An 18,290-nucleotide genomic window follows, 5' to 3' on the forward strand; every position below is an offset into this window, starting at 1 on the left:
TTAGCTCGCGGTGGCCGCAGAGGCGTGCGGCTCCGGCTTGCGCAACGGTTCCAGGCGCGACTCGCTGTAGCGGCTTTCGCGGAAGAACTTCCAGCGACCGAACAGGCAATACACGTTCATGATCCGTCCTTGTTCCTGGTAGCCCATGCGCAGGTGCAGCTTGAGCGCCGGGATATTGTGCTGCTCGCAGACATCCACCACCTTGTTGCAGCCCTGGGCGGCCATGGCTTGCCACAGCGCCAGTTGCAGGTCCACCGACAGCTCGGTGCCCCAGTACTTGCGGATCAGCTCGCCGCCGAACTCGAAGAACTCGCCGGGCCCGACCGGGAACCAGCAACCATAGTAGTGGCGGTCGTGGTAGTGGCGGTTGCTGCCCCAGATGAACGCCACCGCGTCGTTGTCGTCGTCGACGAACATCAGCCCGGTGTGGCCCTCGGCCGCCAGTTCGCGCATGGTTTCGACACGGTCGCCAAAGTGCCGGGCGAAGGCTCGTACATTGTGCACGGTGATGGTTTCGAGGCGCAGTGCACCATAGGGTTTCAGGCGGTGCGGCGGCACCGGGCTGACCAGGTCGCGCTCCATCCACAACAGTTGCCAGTGGTAAAAGACGTAGTGCCGCCAGGCACTAGCGAGGGTGTTGCGCAGTCCTTTGCGCTTGATGCGCTCCTGGAGCTTGGTCAAAGCACTCATGGTGCCTCCTGTACGTGGCAGGTCGAGATGCGTCTCATGACGCGTTCCAGGTCAGGGCGAACACGGTTTGCCCTGGCAATTGAAAACGCAGCTGACCGTCGTGGCAGTCGTAGTGGCCACGGCGGCTCTGGTTGTCGGGGCCGAACAGTTCCAACTGGCCGGCAGGGCAGTTGCCCAGGGCGAGCGCGACCTGCTGCAGGCGCTCGGCCTTGTTCACCCCCAGCAGGCTGCGTTGCCCCTGGCGGGCCATGGCCAGGGCGTCGACTTCGAAGGCGTCGTTGTCCAGCGCCAGCACCTGGTCCAGCCAGTGGCGCTGGATGAACTGCTGGGCCAGGCCCACCGGCTTGAGTTCGTAGCGCTCGCCGCCGGCGTCGCGCAGCATGCCCTTGGGCCACTCGGGCTCGTCGGCGACGTGGAACCAGTTGAGCATGTCGAGCAGGCCGTCGCTGGCGGCGTTGATCACCACCGAGGTCCACCACAGGCCGGCGTAGTGGCTGTTCTGCTCGTAAGGGCTCAGGCTCGAGCCGCTGGACAGGTTGGTCTGGTCCAGCAGCAGCGCCTTGCGCGGCCGGCCCTGGCCGTCCAGGCCGACCAGCGCGGCGGCCTGGCGCACGCTGTCGCGGTAGCTGCGAGTGGCGAGCAGGTCGCGGACCATCCACTCGTGCCAGGCCAACGCGTCGATCTGCGCGTCCTGTTCGGTGAGCAGGCGCCGCGCCCAGTCGATGCCACGGCGTTGCCTGCCGTCCTCGGCGAAGGGGCCGCCGGTGAAGCGCGACGAGGCCGGCATGGCGATGCGTACCCCGGCATCGTGGGCGCCGGGGTAGTCGCGCACGCGCCTGGCCATGGCCTGGAAGAAATCCCGGTAGCTGGCATAGTCGCGGTAGTTGAGGTTAGGTTCGTCGGCGAAGGCCAGGTAATGCAGGCCCTGGCCGCCAAGGGCCTTGGTCGCCTCCAGCCAGGCGCCGAGGGCGTCGTGGCTGGTGCGGTCGCTGCGCAGGTCGGCCACCCGGGCGCTGCCGGCCAGCAGGGTGATGTCCTGGCGGATGCCGAAACGTTGCTGATAGAGCTTGCGCCAGGGGTTCTCGAAATCGGGCTGGCGCTGCAGCACATCGACGAAGCTGTAGTAGCCGGCGGCCTGGGGGCGCAGGGCATCGAGGGCGGCGAAACTCGAGGCTGGCGGCAGCACGTAGGGCAAGGCTACTCCCAGCTTCGGCGTGGGGCCGAGGACCTTGTCGGCGAGCTTCAGGCGCACCTGGCCGGGTGCCTGGGGCAGGTCGCCGAGGTCTTCGGCGCGCTGGGCGAACAGGTTGGCGCTGCCATCGAGCCAGAACGCCGCCTTGCCGCTGCCTTGCAAGGACAGGCGCCAGGTCTCGTCGCGGTTGCTGGTGGGCAGCGCCTGCTGGTCGAAACGCCAGTAGGCCGGGTAGGGCTTGAGCGCCAGTTGCACGCGCCGACCATCGCCCAGCCGCTCGGCGAACAGGCCATGCACGCCGCCGTGGTACTTGCCGGCGAGGATCGCCTGTTCGCCAGCCTTGACCCGCAGGTACAAGGTCACCCCGGGGCCGACCTCGGCGCTGAAATGCACCTTGGTCGGGGCGAACAGCGCGCGGGTGCTGGCGGCGTGCTGGATGCGGTAGTCGCGAAAGCTGTAGCCGGGAATTTCCAGGCGGTAGGTGCCCTGGCCCGGCACCAGCGGCCAGCGTTGCGTGCCGCGGACTTGCTCGGCGCTGATGGGCTGTTCGCCGACCAGGCGGCCCTGGCCGTCGAGCAGGAACAGCCGCTCGGCGTTGGCGTCGGCCTGCCAGGCTGGGCGCCACTGGATGCGCACTTGGTCGTCGCGGGTCGGCAGCAGGTACAAGCTGCCATCGCGGATCTCGCCCCATTGCAGCGGCGCCGCTGGCAGCGCGGGCGGGAGCAGCATGGCGAGCAGCAGCAGGGCCCTCATGCCGGCCTCCGTTGCAGCATCTGGCGCAGCGGCGCCAAGTCGCTGGGCAGGATGATCAGCGTGCGCGCCACTGGCACGCCGCTCAGGCGGCAGTACAGCGCCAGCATGGCCACGGTCACCGCCAGGTAGGCGATCGAGGAGGCCGCCGCAGCGCCGACGATGCCCCAGGTCGGGATCAGCAGCACATTGAGCAGCAGGTTCAAGGCGGCCCCCGCGCCCATCAGCAGCGACACCGTGCCGGGGCGGTTCTTGCCCAGCAGGTCCAGGCGCAGGATACTCGCATAGCACAGCCCCAGCAGCCCGGGCAGCAGCGCCAGCAAGGCCGGGTAGGCCGGCGCGTAGTCGGCGCCGAACAGGGTGACGATCAGCCACTGGCCGATCAGCGCCATGCCCAGGCAGGCGCCGAGCATTACCGTGGCGGTCAGGCGCAGGGCCAGCGGGGTCAGGCGTTCCATGCCGGTATCCTGTTGCAGCAGGCGTTTCATCAGCGGCGTGGTGACGGCCTCGGGGACGATCAGCAACAGTTCGGCGGCGGCGCTGGCCATGGCGTAGTGGCCCAGGGCGGTGCTGCCGAGCAGGGCACCGATGAACAGGTAGTCCGAGCGCAGGATCAGTTGCTGGAACAACAGGTCCGGGTGGCTCTTGGCGCTGTAGGCCAGCAGTTCGCGCTGGCCGTCGCGGTCCCAGCGCAGGCGCAGGCGATGCTGGCGGCCGAGCCACCACAGGCCCAGCACCAGCACCAGGGCGATGCCGGCCAGCCAGCTGATCAGCGCGGCTTCCAGGGCCTGCTCGCGCCACATCCAGAACAGCCCGAGGAACAGCAGCAGCGGCGCCAGCGATTCGCTCAGGCGCAAGGCATTGAAGGCGCCGACGCCGCCGCTGGCGTTGTGCAGGGTCAGCAGGCCGCTCTTGAGCACGGTCATCGGCACCGCCAGCAGCAACAGCCAGGCCAGCAGGCCCAGTTGCACGGTCACTGCCAGGTCGGCGCCGAACGAGCGCACCAGCACCACGCAGAGCAAGGTCAGCAGCCCGGCCAGCAGGCTGCCGTAGACCAGCACCTGGGTCAGTAGCAGGCCCATGTCGCGCTGCTTGGCCGCCTGGTAGCCGACCGCGCTGTTCAGGCCGCCGCTGGTGGCGGCGCTGATCAGCTCGGGCAGGGTGCTGAGCAGGGCGAACAAGCCGCGTTCGCTGGGGCCGAGAATGCGCGCCAGGAGCACGTTGCGCAGCAGGCGCAGGGCGATCATCGCCAGCTTGGTGGCCATGCTCAGGGCCAGCTGGCGCAGGTAGCTGTTGCGCATCATCCGCGTGCTCCGCGGCTGATGCGCCAGGCCAGCAGCGACGGGCGGCTGGCGTTGCGCTGGCTGACGCCGATGCGCGGCAGGGCCAGGGGGTCGTCCTGGCCCTGGCAGATCCCCGGGCGGGTGCTCAGGGCGTAGGGGTAGCGGTGCGCGGCGACCCGCGCGCGCACCCGTGCGTCGTGGTCGCCGTTGGGGTAGCAGTACACCGGCAGTGGCGCGCGACAGCCGGCGCCGAGCGCGGCATGGCTGCGCTGCAGTTCCTCGTTGAGGCGGTGGTCATCCAGGTACGGCAGCAGGGCGTGGCTGGCACCGTGGGGGCCGAAGCGCACCAGGCCGGAATCTTCCAGGGTGCGCACTTGCTGCCAGTCCATGGCCTGGGGCAGCGACTCCGGCGGGCAGGTGTCGGTCAGCAGGTGCAGGGCCTGGGGGCTGAGGCTCTTGAGCGCTTGCAGGTAGCGCGCCAGCACCAGGCTGCGGGCCTTGCTGTGGTCGTGCATGAAGTACGCCGCCGGCAATGGCCGGCCGAGCTTGCGCAGGCGCTCGATCAACAGCCGGCGGGCGTCCTCGCCATGGCTGCCCCACAGCGTTTCGCCGACGCTTTCCCACCAGAAGCGCTGGCGACTGCCAATGTAGTCGGTGGACAGGAAGATGCTCGCCGGCACCTGGTGGCGCTGCAGCAGCGGGAAGGCATTGACCGCGTTGTCGCGCCAGCCGTCGTCGAAGGTCAGGGCCACCTTGGGCCGGGCATCGCCGCGAGGCGCCTGGTGGCTTTCCAGCAGGTCCATCAGGCTGACGCAGTCGAAGTGCCGTTGCAGCCAGCGCAGCAGCCCTTCGAAGGCGCGCGGGCCGACGCACAGCTCGTTGCGATGGGGCAGCGCGGCGCTGGCGTCATCGGCCAGCACCCGGTGCAGCATGAGAATCACCCCGGCGCCGCGCAGTTCGGCGCGCCCGCGCGGCGACTTGAAGTACAACCAGCCACTGGCCTGCTTGATATGGGTCTTGATCGGCATGTCCGTCGCTCATCGGTTCTGGTCGGGGTTCCATTGGCTGTAGCTGTGCCCGCGCAGGAACTGCCACAGGCCCAGGCTCATGCCGGCCAGGGTGACCAGCACGAAGGCGGCCAGGCGGAACGGGCGCGGCAGCCGTCGCCGGGCGTCGAGCAGCCCGGCGATGGCGGCGGCGTAGCCGAGCAGTTGCAAGGCCAGGGTCAGGCGGTAGAAACCGGGTTCGGCGGCCAGCCACAGGTTGGCCAGCAGCAGCGGCAGCAACAGCACCGGGGCCAGGCGGCAAATCAGCTTGTGGCTGAGCAGGGCAATGGCGTACAGCCCGTGGCGCGCGGGGTTGAGCAGCTCGCGGCGGGCGGCCAGGCTCAACAGGCCGCCGACGGTCACCCGCTGGCGGCGGCGGAACTGCTTGGCGGCCTCGTCCACGCCCTGGTCGACGACCACCGCCTCGGGCACATAGACGATGCGCAGCCCCGCGGCGGGGGCGCAGGTGCTGATGTAGAAATCGTCGTTGACCTGCTTGGGGATAGGCTGGTACAGCGCACGGCGCAGGGCGAGCAGAGCGCCGTCGGCCGAGACCATGCACCCGGTACGGTTCTCCACCTTGCGCACCCAGGCCTCGTAGTGGCGGTACAGGCTGTCGCCGATGCTCAGGCCCTTGCCCGGGTCGGGGATGACCATGTGCCCGGCGCTGGCGCCGACCTGCGGATCGGCGAAGGGCGCCAGCAGCAGGCCGAGGGTGTTGCCGGCCCATTGGTTGTCGGCGTCGGTGAACACCAGCAGCTCGCCGCTGCACTGCGCCACCGCGCTATTGAGCGCGCCGGCCTTGCCCAGGCGCGGCAGGTCCAGCACCTGCACCCGTGGATCGCCCACGGCCTGGGCCAGGGCCACGGTGCGGTCGCTGGAGCCGTCGCTGGCCACCACCACCTGCAGTTCGGCGGCGGCGTAGTCCTGGCCGAGCACACTGGCCAGCTTGGCCGCAATATGGCGCTCCTCGTTGTGCGCGGCGATCACCACGCTGACCCGCTGCGGCGCCAGCGGCCCCGGTGTGCGGCGCGCGAAGCAGGGCGCGGCCAGGGTCAGCAGCAGCGGGTAACCGACCCAGGCGTACAGCGGCAACAGCAGGCAAAGCCAGAAGATGATCTCAGCCACGGGCGGGCCTCCTTGCAGTGCGGTTGAACAGGCTGAGGATGAACGCCGCACCGGCCAGGTGCAGGCGCAACCAATGCAGGCCCCAGAGCTGCACGGTCAGCAGCAGGTCGCGCTGGCGACGGCTCTGGCGCAGGCTGAGGAACAACGCGGGCAGGGCGCTGAGCAGCAGCAGGCCCAGCGCCACGTGGGGGAAACCGTCGAGCAGCGCCGACAGGGCCATGGCGTCGAGCACCCAGGCGCCGACCGAAAGCAGTGGGAAGCGCAGCAGGCGCAGGCTCAAGCCGTGGCTGCGCAGCAGTTGCAGGTGGCTGCCCTGGCGCCACATTTCCTTGCCCAGCCATTCGCGCCAGCTGGCTTCGAAACCCCAGTGCAGCACCGCCGGTGCGCGCAGCACCCGCAGGCGCGCGCCGGCCGCGTGCAGGCGCAGGGTGAAGTCCTTGTCCTCGCCAGTGCGCAGGCGTTCGTCGAAGCCGCCTACCTGCTCGAACCAGCTGCGGCGCATCAGCAGGTTAGGGGTCGGCAGCCAGGCGCTGTCCTGTACCGTCTGCCCGCAGCGCAAGGTGCGCCGTTGCCAGGCCTGGGCGAACCACGGCGCCTGGCGCGGGGTGTCGCAGTCCAGGGCGAACACATCGCCATCGCCGCGACGCTGCAAGTCGAGCAACAGCTCGAGCCAGTGCTCGGGCACTTCGATGTCGGCGTCGAGGAAGGCCAGCCAGTCACCGTGACTGGCAGCCACCCCGGCGTTGCGCAGGGCGCCGATGGCCACCCCTGGCAGCAGCAGCACCTCGGCGCCATGGCCACGGGCGATCGCCGGGCCTTCGTCGCTGGAACCGTTGTCCACCACGATCAGTTCGCAGGCTAGCCCCGCGGCGCTGGCGGCGCGGCGCGCGGCGTCGAGGGTGCGGCCAATATGGCGGGCCTCGTCGAACATCGGGATGACGATGCTCACCCGGCTCATCGGGCCACCCCCAGCGGCTGCGCGGCGCGGGCCTGGCCCAGCAGCACGCTGGACAGCGCCAGCATCAGCCACAGGTACTTGTGGCTCGGCGCGCTGAGGAACATCAGGAACAAGCCGATGGCCAGCATGCTCATGCTCAGGTGGGTCATCAGGTCGGCCTGGTCAGGGTCGCCGGCGGCCCGGAACGCGGCACGGGCCCGCCAGAAGTTGCGCAGGGCCAGGGCGATCATGCCGACGAACAGCAGGCCCGCCGGCAGGCCGACTTCGCTGAACAGCTCGAGGTAGGTGTTGTGGGCGCGCCGGTAAAGGTCGGTGGTCTTGCTGTTGACCGGGGCGAAGGCCTTGGAAAACCCGGTGTCGGCGTAATGCAGCGGGAAGGTGCCGGGGCCGGTGCCGAGCAGCGGGCTGTGGCTGATCATTTCCTTGCCCACCACCAGGTACGAGGCGCGCCGGCCCAGGGACTCGTCCTGGTGGGCGTTGACCCCGGACTTGAGCAGCATCAGCGACTGGATGCGCTCGGCGTAGCCGGCGGGCATCAGGGCCACGCCCAGCGGCAGGACGATGGCCAGGCCGAGCATGGCGAAGCCCAGGTGGCGCGGGCGGATGCGCGCCAGCTGCTCGCGGTAGTTGTACAGCACGATGCCCAGGCTGATCAGCAGCACCACCAGCCCCGAGCGTGATTCGGTCTTGGTCATGCCCACCAGCAGCAACAGGCAGCAGCCGGCCCAGAACAGCTTGACCGGCAGCTGCCGCGCCTTGATCGCCAGCCACAGGCCCAGGGGCATGGCGATGGTAATCAGCAGGGCGAAGGCGTTGGGGTCGAGCATGGCCGAGGCGCGGCCCTGTTCCTGGTATTTGCTGGAGAAGATCGCGAACAGGCAGGTGACGCAGACGCTGACGGTGATCAGCCGCGCCAGCAGCGGCAGGTTGAGGTCACGGCCCACCAGCAGGGTGATGACGAACACCACCAGGCCCACCAGCAGCTCGCGCAGGTGGCCGCTGGACAGGGCCAGGTCGTCGCTGGTCCACAGGCTCAGCAGGTACAGGGCCATGAATGGCAGCAACAGGCGCCACTGGTTGCTGCGCAGGCGCTCGGCGGGCAGCTGGCGCACCGCCAGTTGCAGGCTGAGGATCAGCACCAGGCCGATGCCCACCAGTTTGGCGCCGGACACCAGGCCGTCCTTGAGCAGGCCCTCCAGTGGCACCAGGGTAGCGATCGCCAACAGGCCCCAGGCCGGCTTGCGGTACAGCGCCAGGGCGCCGGCCAGGCCGATCACCGCGCCGGGGGCCAGGTATGGGTAGGGGCTGGCCAGCAGGCCCAGGCTCAGCAGGGCCACCAGGCCCACCAGCGACAGGGGAATGATCATGCGACAACCTCCTCGGCCGTGCCCCGGTACACCAGGGCCCAGCGTTGTGCCAGGGTCGGCAGGTGGTAGCGTTCGCGTTGCGTGCGGCGGGCCCGGGCAATCAGCTCCGCGGCCTGCTCGGGGTCTTGCAGCAGGGCTTCGAGGTGTGCGCCCAGCTCGGCGGTGGCCAGGGGGCTGGCCAGCAGGCCGTTGCGACCGTGCTCGATGACATCGGGAATGCCGCCGACGCCGAAGGCCGCCACCGGTACGCCTTCCTGCATGGCCTCGAGCAGGATCATCGGCGTGCCTTCGGTGCGCGAGCTGATCACCAGGGCGTCCAGGCGTTGCAGCCAAGCGCGCATGTCGCGCTGAAAGCCGGGCAGGCTGATGCGCGTTTGCAGGCCGGCGGCGTCGATGCGTGCTTGCAGGACGTCGCGTTCGGGGCCTTCGCCGAGCATCACGGCTTGCACCCGGGGCTGGCGTTGGCACAGCGGGATCAGGGTGTCGAGGAACAGGTCGGGGCCTTTTTCGCTGGACAGGCGGCCGACGTAGGCGGCGAGCCAGGGTTTTGGCTCGTGATCGCCATCCTTGTAGGAGCGGCCTTGCGTCGCGATCGGGCGCGAAGCGGCCGCCGGAACACGGCAATCCGCTGTGCCTGACACAGGGCAATGGCTGGCCTTGGGGCCGCTGTGCGGCCCATCGCGACGCAAGGCCGCTCCTACACTGGCCTCGGGCAGGCCGTTGGGAATCACCTGCAGCTTGACCTCGGGCACCCCGGCATCGCGGTGGATGCGGGCGATGCTCTGGGCCACGCAGACCACCGTGGCCACCGTCGGCGTGCGGCACAGCTGCAGGCTCAGCCAGGTGTAGAAGCGTTGCTTGCGGCTGCGCGGGGTGAAGCCGTGCTGGGTGCTGACCATCGGCAGGCGCCACAGGGTGGCGCCGACCCAGCCAAACAGCTGGCCCTTGAAATTATGGCTGTTGACCAGCGGCCGCTGGCCGCGCTGCGCACCCAGCACCTTGAGCACCGCCAGCAGTCCATGGCAGGTTTCGCAGGCCACCCCGGCCTGGCGAAACCGTGCCACCAGCTCGGCCGGGGCATCGAGAAACAGCACGCGATGCTGGCCCGGCATGGCCTGGCAGTGGTCCAGGAGCATGCGTTCGGCGCCGTAGAACCCGCCACTGCTGAGCAGGTGCAGGATCGGCCGCTCGCAGGCCCGCAGCGCCGCGTTCAATTGCGCACCCAGTGCCACAGGCGTGGCAGCGACCAGGTCTTGTGCGGGTTGGGCAGGGCCGGGGTCTGGTCGTTGATCACCAGCAGCACCGGCAGGCCCAGCTGGTGGCCAATCTGCGCCGGATGCTTGAAGCGGTGGTCGAAGAACTCCTTGACATAGACCACGGCGATGGCCAGCAGCAAGCCGGTGACCAGGCCGAATGGAATGATCAGGCCGGGTTTCGGGAAGCTGGCGGCGGTCGGCTGGTAAGGCGCGCTGAGGATGCGCGCGTTGGACTGGCTGCCGTCGAGCAGGCCCTGGCCACGGCTTTCTTCATAACGCTGGGCATAGGTGGAGAAGGCCTTGTGCAGGGCGTCGATCTCGGTGTCCAGCTGGCGGGTCTTGCTCTGGGTCTCGCGCAGTTGCAGGATGCGCTGGCTGTAGTCGGCGATGCGCTGGGTCTTCTGCGCGATCACCTGCTCGGTGACGGCCAGGTCCTGCTGGCGCTCGCGAATGCGGTTCTCGACGATCTTGAGGAACTGCGCGCGCAACTGGGCAATTTGCTGGCGGGCCATGACCATCTGCTCGGAACCAGGCTGGAACACCGTGGCATCACCGTTGTAGCGGGCCAGCTGGGTGGTCAGCTGCTCGCCGAGCTGCTTGATCTCGCGGTCCTCGAAGGCGACGTTGTCGACCGTGGTGGTGAAGGTGTAGGGGAACGCGTAGTCAGCCATCTTCGCCTTGTTGGCCGCGGCCAGGCTGGTTTGCAGGTAGTCGAGCCACTTCTGGTTCTGCAACTGGCGGTCGCGTTGCAGGTTGAGCGCCTGCTCCTCGGTGTTGATGGCGTTGAGGCGGAAGGTGATCTCCTCTTTCGGGTCGGATGAGCCGATCGCCGTCAGCAGGCCCAGGCGCTGGTTTTCCAGGTCGCCCAGGCGGGCCTGGTAGTGCAGCTTCTTCTGTTCGTAGAAGGTTTCGGGCAGCTCGTTGGATTGCAGGTCCTGGCGGTTGGTCAGGAAGTTTTCCAGCAGGCGGCTGACGAACAGCGTGCCGAGCTTGGGGTCGGCGGCGTTGTAGGTGATGGAAATCACGTTGGAGCCAGGCAGGGTCTCGACCTTGAGGTCTTTCACGGCCTGGTCGGTGAGGGTGTCCAGCTGGGTGTCGCGGTCATCGGCCACGTCGTTGCCGAACACCCGGTACAGTGGCGCTATCACTGCATGGCGCAGCGGATCGAGCAGCAACCGGCGCAGCAGCCCGGGCTCGTCGGGGTAGTGGCCTTCCTTGCGCAGCTCGCCGAGGGTCTGGCGGATCAGGGTGGGCGAGCGCAGGATATTGCTCTCGGTCTCCATGTCGGCCAGCGACGGCGGGATGAACTGGTCGGCCTGCTGGGACAGCGCCGAGGAGGTGTCGCTCTGCGAGAGCTTCTTCGACTGCACGATGACTTCGGCGGTGACGTCGTAGCTCTGCTTGAGCACCAGCGGCAGCAGCACGGCGATCAGCGCGAACACCAGGAACACCCGTTTGACCAACTGGCGGTTGGCGAAGAAGATGCGGAAGAACTCATGCACATAGTTTTCTTTCGGTTGCGTGATCATGGTGCGTCCCCCGCTCAGTCGTTGCTTTCTTTGTTGTCGACGCGGTAGCTGAAGCTGAAGCCAAAGCCCTGGAACAGCACCACGTCGGCCAGTTGCCGGGACAGCTCGGCGGCGCTTGCCAGGGTGGTCTTGGGCACGTAGAGCATGTCTTCGGGCTGCAGGTAGGCCAGTTGCTGGCTACCGCCGGAGAGCGCCTTGTCGACGTCGTAGTGCTTGGCGTGCACGGTGTTGCCTTCGCGGCGCATGATCACCACCGAGCCGAGCTTGGCCTTGAGGGTCGGGCCGCGGGCCAGGGTCAGCGCCTCGAGCACCGAGATCGGCCGGCGGATCTGGAAGGCGCCAGGTTGGCCGACTTCGCCGAGCACGTAGATCTCGTTGGCGGCGGTGGACTTGAGCAGCACGTCCACGCTCATGCGCCCCGGCAGGCTGGCGTAGCGTTCGTTGAGGTAGTCGCGCAGTTGGTTGACGGTCATGCCTTGCAGCGGCACCGAGCCGATTTCCGGGAAGGTGGCGCGGCCGTCGTTGCCCACGGTGATGTCGCGGCTCATGCCGGTACCGGGGTGGGTCAGGGCGTTTTTCAGGTTGATCTCGTCAGTCATGGGGCTGAGCACGCGCACGGTGACCTGGTCGCGGTTGGGCTTGAACACCCGCTTGTCCTGGTAGGCCTGGCGGATCGCGCCTTCGGCCTCGGCGGTGGTCATGCCTTCGACGCGTACCGCGGCGTTGGTGCTGGGCAGGGTGATGCTGCCGTCGGGCTGCACCAGCTGGTTGCCGTTCAGGCCGCTGGCGGCCATGAAGTTCAGGTCCAGGGTGTCGCCGGACTGGATGCGGTACACCCCGGCCGAGCGGTTGCTGACATGGAAGATCACCTCCAGCACGTCCTGCGGGCGCAGCACCTGCTCGCGGCGGGCAACCTCGGTGGCCTGGCTTTCGGCCGGCGGCGCGGTGAGGATCTGCACCGGCATCTCGCGGTCATCCTGGCTGGCGCAGCCGGCCAGGGCCAGCAGGCACAGGGCAATCGATGGGTATCTCATGGCGTTCATCCTGTGCGGCCTCTCAAAGATTTTCGTACAGCCACTTGGGCATGTAGTACTTGCGCTTGTTGAACACGCTGCCGATTAGCCGCGCGCCGGCCTGGGTCAGGCGCTGGGCGGCGGCCTGGGCCACTTCCCAGCGGGTCTCCTCGGCGCTGACCACCAGGATCACGCCGTCGACCAGGGTGCCGATCACCAGGCTGTCGGCGCTGGCATAGATGGCCTCGCCGTCGATCACCACGAAGCGGTACTGGGCGCTCAGCTGGCGCAGCAGCACCCGCACCAGCTCGGGGTCGAGGCGGTCGCGACCGCGCTTCCAGGTACCGGCCGGGAGCAGGTCGAACGGCTGGTCGGACAGGCGCACGATGCAGTCCTGGGCCAGCGGCGGGGTGTCCTGGTCGAACAACAGGTCGCTGTAGCCGCGCAGCTTGGCCAGGCCCAGCTGCTGGCTGAGGCCGCCGGGGCTGAGGCTGGCGTCGATCAGCAGCACGTTGCCGGCGCTCATCAGGGCCAGCTGGCCGGCGAAGGCCAGGGCGCTGGTGCTGGTGCCACTGCCGGTGTTGGCCGCGGTCAGCAGCAGGGTGCGCTGGTCGAGGTCGAGCACGGTGGCGGTCAGGTTGGTCTCGCTTGGGGTCGCGATTGTCAGGCTTCTTGAGGATGAACCGTCCATCTCAGCTTGCTCCGTGGCCAGTGAAGACTTTGAACGGGGTCTTGAGCAGGATCTTCAGGTCCAGCATCAGGCTCTGTTCGTTGATGTAGCTCAGGTCGAGCTCTACACGTTGGTCGAAGTCGATGTCGCTGCGTCCGGAGATCTGCCACAGGCCAGTCATGCCGGGGTAGATCGACAGCCGCGCCAGGTGGTTGTCCTGGTAACGGTAGGCGTTGAATGACGTGGGGCGCGGGCCGACCAGGCGCATGTCGCCGCTGACCACGTTGAGCAGGTTGGGCAGCTCGTCGAGGCTGCTGCGGCGTAGCCAGCGGCCCACCGAGGTGATGCGCGGGTCCTTGTCGATCTTGAAGTCGATGGCGTCGGCGCCGTGCTTGTTGAGGTGGCGCACCGAGTCTTTCAGCGCCTCGGCATTGGCCACCATGGTGCGGAACTTGTACATGCCGAACAGCCGGCCCCGGTAGCCGGTGCGCTTCTGCACGAAGAACACCGGGCCTGGGCTGGAGCGCTTGATCAGCACCGCCAGCACCAGGAACAGCGGCGACAGCATCAGCAGCAACACCAGCGCGGCCAGGCACGACAGCACGCGGTTGGTCCGCGACAAGGTCCAGGGCCGCCCACCGGCGCGGCCGCTGATCCAGCCGCGGCCCTGCATGTGGATGGCCGCGTCGATGCGCTGGCGGTGCGCCGGGTCCATGCGTTTGTCCTGGTACAGCGCCTGTAGTTGCGCGCTTTTCGGTTGTCCTGTCATATCGCCCTCCGTTGATCCGACTGCTCGCCTGCCGCTTCGCTGGCGGCAGGCGAGTAGTAGTGCTTGAACCAGGCGACGAAGCGCCCGAGCCCTTCATCGAGGCCTATCTGTGGGGTGAAGCCGGTGACCCGGGCCAGCGCGCTGGCATCGGCGCAGGTGGCCAGCACATCGCCTGGCTGCAGCGGCAGCAATTCGATCACGGCCTTGCGGCGCAGGTGCTTTTCCAGCAGGGCCAGGTAGTCGAGCAGTTCCACCGGGCGCTGCCCGCCGATGTTGTACAGGCGCCAGGGTGCGTGGCTGCTGGCCGGGTCGGGGGTGAGCGGGTCCCACTGCGGGTCGCCGACCGGGGGCCGGGGGATCAGCCGCACCAGGCTCTCGACGATGTCGTCGATGTAGGTGAAGTCACGCTGGTGGCGGCCATGGTTGAACAGCTGGATCGGCCGCCCTTCGCTGATCGCGCTGGCGAACTGCATCGGCGACATGTCTGGACGCCCCCAGGGACCGTACACGGTGAAAAAGCGCAGGCCGCTGCAAGGGATGCGGTACAGGTGGCTGTAGCTGTGGGCCATGGCCTCGTTGGCTTTCTTGGTGGCGGCGTACAGCGACAGTGGGTGATCCACTGGGTCTTGCACGCGGTATGGGCTGCGCTGGTTGGCGCCGTATACCGAGCTGGACGAGGCGTACAGCAGGTGCTGAACCGGGTAATGGCGGCAGCCTTCGAGAATATTGAGAAAGCCCGCCAGGTTGCTCTGCAGGTAGGCCTGGGGATTGTCCAGCGAGTAGCGCACTCCGGCCTGGGCGGCCAGGTGCACCACCACCTCGGGGCGCTCGCTGGCGAACAGCCTGGCCATGCCATCGCGCTCGCCCAGGTCCAGGCGGTGCAGCGGGAAGTCGCCGGCGCTCTGGCGTACCCAGTGCACGCGGGCGTGCTTGAGCGACGGCGCGTAATAGTCGTTGAAGTTGTCCAGCCCCACCACCTGGTGGCCATCGAGCAGCAGCCGGCGGCAGGTGTGGGCACCGATGAAGCCGGCCGCGCCGGTGACCAGCACCTTCATGGCGCGTCCGCCTGCGGGCTGACCTGGCGCAGGCCGATACCGCTGTAGTGCAGGCCGTGGGCGGCCACTTGCTCGGGGTTGTACAGGTTGCGGCCATCGACGATCACCCGCGCGCGCAGCTTGCTGGCCAGCAGGGCGAAGTCGACCACGCGGAAGTTCTTCCACTCGGTGCAGATCACCAGGGCATCGGCGTCCTGCAGGGTGTCGTCGCGGGTGGCGCACAGTTGCAGGTCGTCGCGGTAGCCGTACAGCCGCCGGCATTCATCCATCGCCTCGGGGTCGTAGGCGCGCACCGTGGCGCCTTCGGCCCACAGCGCTTCCATCAGGTAGCGGCTGGGCGCTTCGCGCATGTCGTCGGTGTTGGGCTTGAAGGCCAGCCCCCACAAAGCGATGGACTTGCCGGCCAGGCCTGCCAGGCGTTGCTTGAGCTTGGCGAACAGGATGCGCCGCTGTTGGTCGTTGACTTCGTTGACGCTTTGCAGCAGGCGCAGCGGCATGCCGCTATGGGCGGCGGTGTGCAGCAGGGCCTTGATGTCCTTGGGGAAGCACGAGCCGCCGAAGCCGCAACCGGGGTAGATGAAGTGGTAGCCGATGCGCGGGTCGGAGCCGATACCACGGCGCACGGCCTCGATATCGGCGCCCAGGTGCTCGCTGAGGTTGGCCAGTTCGTTCATGAAGCTGATGCGCGTGGCGAGCATGGCGTTGGCGGCGTACTTGGTCAGTTCGGCGCTGCGGTTGTCCATGAACATCAGTTTTTCGTGGTTGCGGCAGAACGGCGCGTACAGCTCGGCCAGCTGGTCATGGGCCACCTCGTCGAGGGTGCCGACGATGATTCGGTCGGGGCGCATGCAGTCGGCCAGGGCACTGCCTTCCTTGAGGAATTCCGGGTTGGACACCACGCGCACCTGCAGCTGGCTCTTGCCCTGGCGCTGCAGCTCGTCGCGGGCCAGGGCCATGACCTGGTCGGCGGTACCCACCGGCACCGTGGACTTGATGATCAAGGTGCGGTCGGCTTCCATCAGCGCGGCGATCTGCCGGGTGACGTTGAGCACGTGGCTGAGGTCGGCCGAGCCATCTTCGTCGGGCGGGGTGCCGACGGCAATGAAGATCAGCCCGGCATGGCTGACGGCGTCGCTGGCCTGGGTGCTGAACAGCAGGCGGCCTTCCCTGATGTTGTCCTCGAGCAGATCCGACAGGCCGGGCTCGCTGATCGGCGGCACGCCCTGGCGCAACTGGTTGATCTTGTGGGTATCGACATCCACGCACAGCACGCGGTGGCCGACGTCCGCCAGGGCGGCAGCCTGTACCAGTCCTACATAACCTGTGCCAAAAACGCTCACGTCCATGCGCTGTGCCTCGATGGATGAGTAAGGGAGATGAAACAGTGGTGTGAATTCGGTATAGCTCAGCGCCGAGGATTTGCGTCAAAGCAATGGCATGTTTCGTCGAATTTACAGACCCTAAGTAAACAGGCCATGTGCCACCAACCCTTTTCCAATCCGTGTGTTAGCGCACAAAGCTGCTGGCAATTGGCCGTTCCGTGTCCCGATGAACGGTTGGATGCAGCGTAATAAGCGGGCTGTAGACGATAGGGATAATCATCAGCGGCTACTGCGAGGTGCCAGAATATGGCGTCGGAATATCGTCGGAAATTTGACTTTTTCGCGTTGTGGTTTGTTTCACAGCTGCTACGGTTTAAGAGCAATCCATGACGGGAGTGACCGGGACATGCGGAGCTGGATCAAGATTTCGCTGCTGTTCATCTACCTGATCAGCTTTCACGCTTACTACCGCGAACGCATAGAAGCGCTGGGTATTGGCCTGCCGCTGGTGTTGTACCTGGGGGTCTTCGCGGCGCTGGCGGCGACCTTGCTGCTGGCGGCGTTCACCCGCCTGGCCTGGCTGCGCTGGCTGTTGGCGGCGACCCTGGCGGTGAGCGCGGTGTTCCTCGACGCTTATCACCAGATCACCGATGCCTACCTGACCTATAGCGCGTTCGTGTCGATGGTCTATGCCGGCGCCTTCGTGCAGGAAGCCTTGCAGCAGTACCACTACGCCATAACCTTGGCGGCGGCTCGGGCGTTGCTGCTGCTGTTGGGCATCGGCCTGCGTCCCGCGCGCTGGCCACGCTTGCCGCGCGCGTTGCCACCGTTGGCACCGGTGCTGGGCGTGCTGATGCTGATGGCGATCCTGTTCGTGCGCGCGGGCGAGGGCGCCCGGGGCCTGCCGGTGATGTACACGCCGCTGGCCTACCTGGGGCTGTTCGCCTACGAGAGCGTGCATGACCGGGTCGGCCCGCGCCAAGCGGTGACGCTGGCGCGCAGCGGGCCGCCCATGGCCCGGGATATCGTGCTGCTGATCGACGAGAGCATCTCGGGCAACTACCTGGACCTGAACACCCCGGCCGGGGTCACCAGCCATCTGGCGCAAGCGCAACCGGGGGTGGCGATCGTCAACTTCGGCTATGCCGCCTCGATCGCCAATTGCAGCGCCGACACCAATGTCACCTTGCGCTATGGCGGTACCCGCGACGACTACCTGCGCATCAACACCACTCAGCCATCGATCTGGCAGTATGCCAAGCAGGCGGGCCTGGGCACGGTTTACATCGACGGCCAGCGCACCGGTGGCAACTTGCAAAACCTGATGAGCGAAACCGAAAAGCGCGATATCGACCAGTTCATCCAGTTCGACGATACGCCGGTGGTGCAGCGCGACATGGCGGCGCTGGAGCGTTTGGTGACGTTGTTGGGTGATGACAAGCCGCAGTTGATCGTGATCAACAAGGTTGGCGCGCACTTTCCGGTACACGACAAATACCCTGACGATTTCCTGTCGTTCAAGCCGGCCTTGCCCCGTGGACGTTTCGTCGATATCGCCGACACCGGCACGCGCGAGGGTTTCGACGGCAGCCCGCAGGATTGGGTGCTCTATCGCAACGCCTACCAGAACACCTTGCTGTGGAATGTCGGCGAGTTCTTCCGCCGGTTGTTTGCCCAGGCGGATCTGAGCCATGCCGTGCTGCTCTATACCTCTGATCATGGTCAGGATCTGCACGAGCGCGGCAACCCGGGGCTGAACACCCACTGCGACAGCGACCCGGTGCCGGAGGAGGGCCTGGTGCCGTTGGTGGTGATCCAGGGCCAGGGGCTGAAGACCCTCGACTGGCAGGCGCACCTGGCGCAAAACCGCAATGCCTCGAGCCATTACAACCTGTTTCCCACCCTGCTCAAGTTGATGGGCTACGATGGCACGGCAGTAAGCGTATCGTATGGCCGAGCACTGGATATGCCGACGGACGATCCGTTTACCTTCAATGTGCGGTTTAATGCACGGCTGGGGGCGAAGCCGGACTTTCGGCATATAGACCTGGGGCAGGTAGTTACCCCAGGGGTATATATGCCGGTTGGCAGGGCGGATTGAGTGTCTAGGCCGTTTTTATATGCTCTGCTGTTGCTCTGAGGTTGATGTTGCTTCTAAGCGCGCGATAGTTCAGGCGACACACATTGCGACTTCAGGAGGCCGAGCGGAGTTCTTGCGTAGTGGGGCGACGGCCATGGATGGCCGTCGAGCGCTGCGCCCCA

The 18,290-nt window shown here is 67.2% G+C and carries 15 protein-coding genes; 1 reads left to right on the forward strand and 14 read right to left on the reverse strand.

All coding sequences use genetic code 11. The features are described from left to right. The 14 genes from NJG22_RS22965 to NJG22_RS23030 all read right to left on the reverse strand — a co-directional run bounded on the left by NJG22_RS22965 (position 1) and on the right by NJG22_RS23030 (position 16,052). Positions 1 to 690 carry an N-acetyltransferase gene (locus tag NJG22_RS22965; protein ID WP_253098052.1) on the reverse strand — a complete coding sequence of 230 codons (690 nt, stop codon included), beginning with the start codon at positions 688 to 690 and terminating at the stop codon, positions 1 to 3. A 34-nt stretch (positions 691 to 724) separates the two neighbouring features. After that, positions 725 to 2,635, reverse strand: coding sequence for a hypothetical protein (locus NJG22_RS22970; RefSeq protein ID WP_253098054.1), 1,911 nt, complete (start codon positions 2,633 to 2,635; stop codon positions 725 to 727). After that, the gene (locus tag NJG22_RS22975; RefSeq protein WP_253098056.1) at positions 2,632 to 3,936 is read right to left on the reverse strand and encodes an oligosaccharide flippase family protein; all 1,305 of its coding nucleotides are present in this window, start codon (positions 3,934 to 3,936) and stop codon (positions 2,632 to 2,634) included. Before NJG22_RS22975 ends, NJG22_RS22970 begins: the two co-directional genes overlap by 4 nt. After that, positions 3,933 to 4,943 (reverse strand): polysaccharide deacetylase family protein, encoded by a 1,011-nt coding sequence (locus NJG22_RS22980; RefSeq protein ID WP_253098058.1) that lies wholly within the window; start codon positions 4,941 to 4,943, stop codon positions 3,933 to 3,935. The genes NJG22_RS22975 and NJG22_RS22980 overlap by 4 nt, the downstream gene beginning before the upstream one ends. 9 nt (positions 4,944 to 4,952) lie before the next feature. Next, complete coding sequence (locus NJG22_RS22985; RefSeq protein WP_253098061.1) at positions 4,953 to 6,089, reverse strand: glycosyltransferase family 2 protein; 1,137 nt, start codon at positions 6,087 to 6,089, stop codon at positions 4,953 to 4,955. Then, complete coding sequence (locus tag NJG22_RS22990; RefSeq protein WP_253098063.1) at positions 6,082 to 7,047, reverse strand: glycosyltransferase; 966 nt, start codon at positions 7,045 to 7,047, stop codon at positions 6,082 to 6,084. The genes NJG22_RS22985 and NJG22_RS22990 overlap by 8 nt, the downstream gene beginning before the upstream one ends. Further along, positions 7,044 to 8,414 carry an O-antigen ligase family protein gene (locus NJG22_RS22995; RefSeq protein ID WP_253098072.1) on the reverse strand — a complete coding sequence of 457 codons (1,371 nt, stop codon included), beginning with the start codon at positions 8,412 to 8,414 and terminating at the stop codon, positions 7,044 to 7,046. The genes NJG22_RS22990 and NJG22_RS22995 overlap by 4 nt, the downstream gene beginning before the upstream one ends. Next, positions 8,411 to 9,550, reverse strand: a complete 1,140-nt coding sequence (locus tag NJG22_RS23000; RefSeq protein ID WP_253098098.1) for a glycosyltransferase family 4 protein — start codon at positions 9,548 to 9,550, stop codon at positions 8,411 to 8,413. Before NJG22_RS23000 ends, NJG22_RS22995 begins: the two co-directional genes overlap by 4 nt. A 74-nt stretch (positions 9,551 to 9,624) precedes the next feature. Continuing rightward, the gene (locus NJG22_RS23005; protein ID WP_253098074.1) at positions 9,625 to 11,199 is read right to left on the reverse strand and encodes a Wzz/FepE/Etk N-terminal domain-containing protein; all 1,575 of its coding nucleotides are present in this window, start codon (positions 11,197 to 11,199) and stop codon (positions 9,625 to 9,627) included. A gap of 14 nt (positions 11,200 to 11,213) precedes the next feature. Next, on the reverse strand, positions 11,214 to 12,233 hold the full coding sequence (locus NJG22_RS23010; protein ID WP_253098083.1) for a polysaccharide biosynthesis/export family protein: 1,020 nt from the start codon (positions 12,231 to 12,233) through the stop codon (positions 11,214 to 11,216). Positions 12,234 to 12,255: 22 nt separating this feature from the next. Continuing rightward, positions 12,256 to 12,903 (reverse strand): CpsD/CapB family tyrosine-protein kinase, encoded by a 648-nt coding sequence (locus NJG22_RS23015; RefSeq protein WP_217847747.1) that lies wholly within the window; start codon positions 12,901 to 12,903, stop codon positions 12,256 to 12,258. 1 nt (position 12,904) lies between these two features. Further along, on the reverse strand, positions 12,905 to 13,651 hold the full coding sequence (locus NJG22_RS23020) for a sugar transferase (protein ID WP_253098091.1): 747 nt from the start codon (positions 13,649 to 13,651) through the stop codon (positions 12,905 to 12,907). Beyond that, the gene (locus NJG22_RS23025; RefSeq protein WP_253098092.1) at positions 13,648 to 14,706 is read right to left on the reverse strand and encodes an NAD-dependent epimerase; all 1,059 of its coding nucleotides are present in this window, start codon (positions 14,704 to 14,706) and stop codon (positions 13,648 to 13,650) included. Before NJG22_RS23025 ends, NJG22_RS23020 begins: the two co-directional genes overlap by 4 nt. After that, on the reverse strand, positions 14,703 to 16,052 hold the full coding sequence (locus NJG22_RS23030) for a UDP-glucose/GDP-mannose dehydrogenase family protein (protein ID WP_253098094.1): 1,350 nt from the start codon (positions 16,050 to 16,052) through the stop codon (positions 14,703 to 14,705). Before NJG22_RS23030 ends, NJG22_RS23025 begins: the two co-directional genes overlap by 4 nt. A gap of 382 nt (positions 16,053 to 16,434) precedes the next feature. Here NJG22_RS23030 and NJG22_RS23035 point away from each other — a divergent pair, with 382 nt between their 5' ends. After that, positions 16,435 to 18,129 carry a sulfatase-like hydrolase/transferase gene (locus NJG22_RS23035; protein WP_253098096.1) on the forward strand — a complete coding sequence of 565 codons (1,695 nt, stop codon included), beginning with the start codon at positions 16,435 to 16,437 and terminating at the stop codon, positions 18,127 to 18,129. The last annotated feature ends 161 nt before the right edge of the window (positions 18,130 to 18,290 follow it).

It is taken from the genome of Pseudomonas sp. VA159-2, from assembly GCF_024126635.1.
Classification (GTDB): Bacteria; Pseudomonadota; Gammaproteobacteria; order Pseudomonadales; family Pseudomonadaceae; genus Aquipseudomonas; species Aquipseudomonas muyukensis.

What these genes read in the sequence shown, in the direction of transcription:
- NJG22_RS23000 (WP_253098098.1), bottom strand. Translation starts at nt 9,550, where the DNA reads ATGCTCCTGGACCACTGCCAGGCCATGCCGGGCCAGCATCGCGTGCTG.
- NJG22_RS22990 (WP_253098063.1), bottom strand. Translation starts at nt 7,047, where the DNA reads ATGAGCCGGGTGAGCATCGTCATCCCGATGTTCGACGAGGCCCGCCAT.
- NJG22_RS23010 (WP_253098083.1), bottom strand. Translation starts at nt 12,233, where the DNA reads ATGAGATACCCATCGATTGCCCTGTGCCTGCTGGCCCTGGCCGGCTGC.
- NJG22_RS23035 (WP_253098096.1), top strand. Translation starts at nt 16,435, where the DNA reads ATGCGGAGCTGGATCAAGATTTCGCTGCTGTTCATCTACCTGATCAGC.
- NJG22_RS22980 (WP_253098058.1), bottom strand. Translation starts at nt 4,943, where the DNA reads ATGCCGATCAAGACCCATATCAAGCAGGCCAGTGGCTGGTTGTACTTC.
- NJG22_RS22970 (WP_253098054.1), bottom strand. Translation starts at nt 2,635, where the DNA reads ATGAGGGCCCTGCTGCTGCTCGCCATGCTGCTCCCGCCCGCGCTGCCA.
- NJG22_RS23025 (WP_253098092.1), bottom strand. Translation starts at nt 14,706, where the DNA reads ATGAAGGTGCTGGTCACCGGCGCGGCCGGCTTCATCGGTGCCCACACC.
- NJG22_RS22965 (WP_253098052.1), bottom strand. Translation starts at nt 690, where the DNA reads ATGAGTGCTTTGACCAAGCTCCAGGAGCGCATCAAGCGCAAAGGACTG.
- NJG22_RS23005 (WP_253098074.1), bottom strand. Translation starts at nt 11,199, where the DNA reads ATGATCACGCAACCGAAAGAAAACTATGTGCATGAGTTCTTCCGCATC.
- NJG22_RS22975 (WP_253098056.1), bottom strand. Translation starts at nt 3,936, where the DNA reads ATGATGCGCAACAGCTACCTGCGCCAGCTGGCCCTGAGCATGGCCACC.
- NJG22_RS23015 (WP_217847747.1), bottom strand. Translation starts at nt 12,903, where the DNA reads ATGGACGGTTCATCCTCAAGAAGCCTGACAATCGCGACCCCAAGCGAG.
- NJG22_RS23030 (WP_253098094.1), bottom strand. Translation starts at nt 16,052, where the DNA reads ATGGACGTGAGCGTTTTTGGCACAGGTTATGTAGGACTGGTACAGGCT.
- NJG22_RS22995 (WP_253098072.1), bottom strand. Translation starts at nt 8,414, where the DNA reads ATGATCATTCCCCTGTCGCTGGTGGGCCTGGTGGCCCTGCTGAGCCTG.
- NJG22_RS23020 (WP_253098091.1), bottom strand. Translation starts at nt 13,651, where the DNA reads ATGACAGGACAACCGAAAAGCGCGCAACTACAGGCGCTGTACCAGGAC.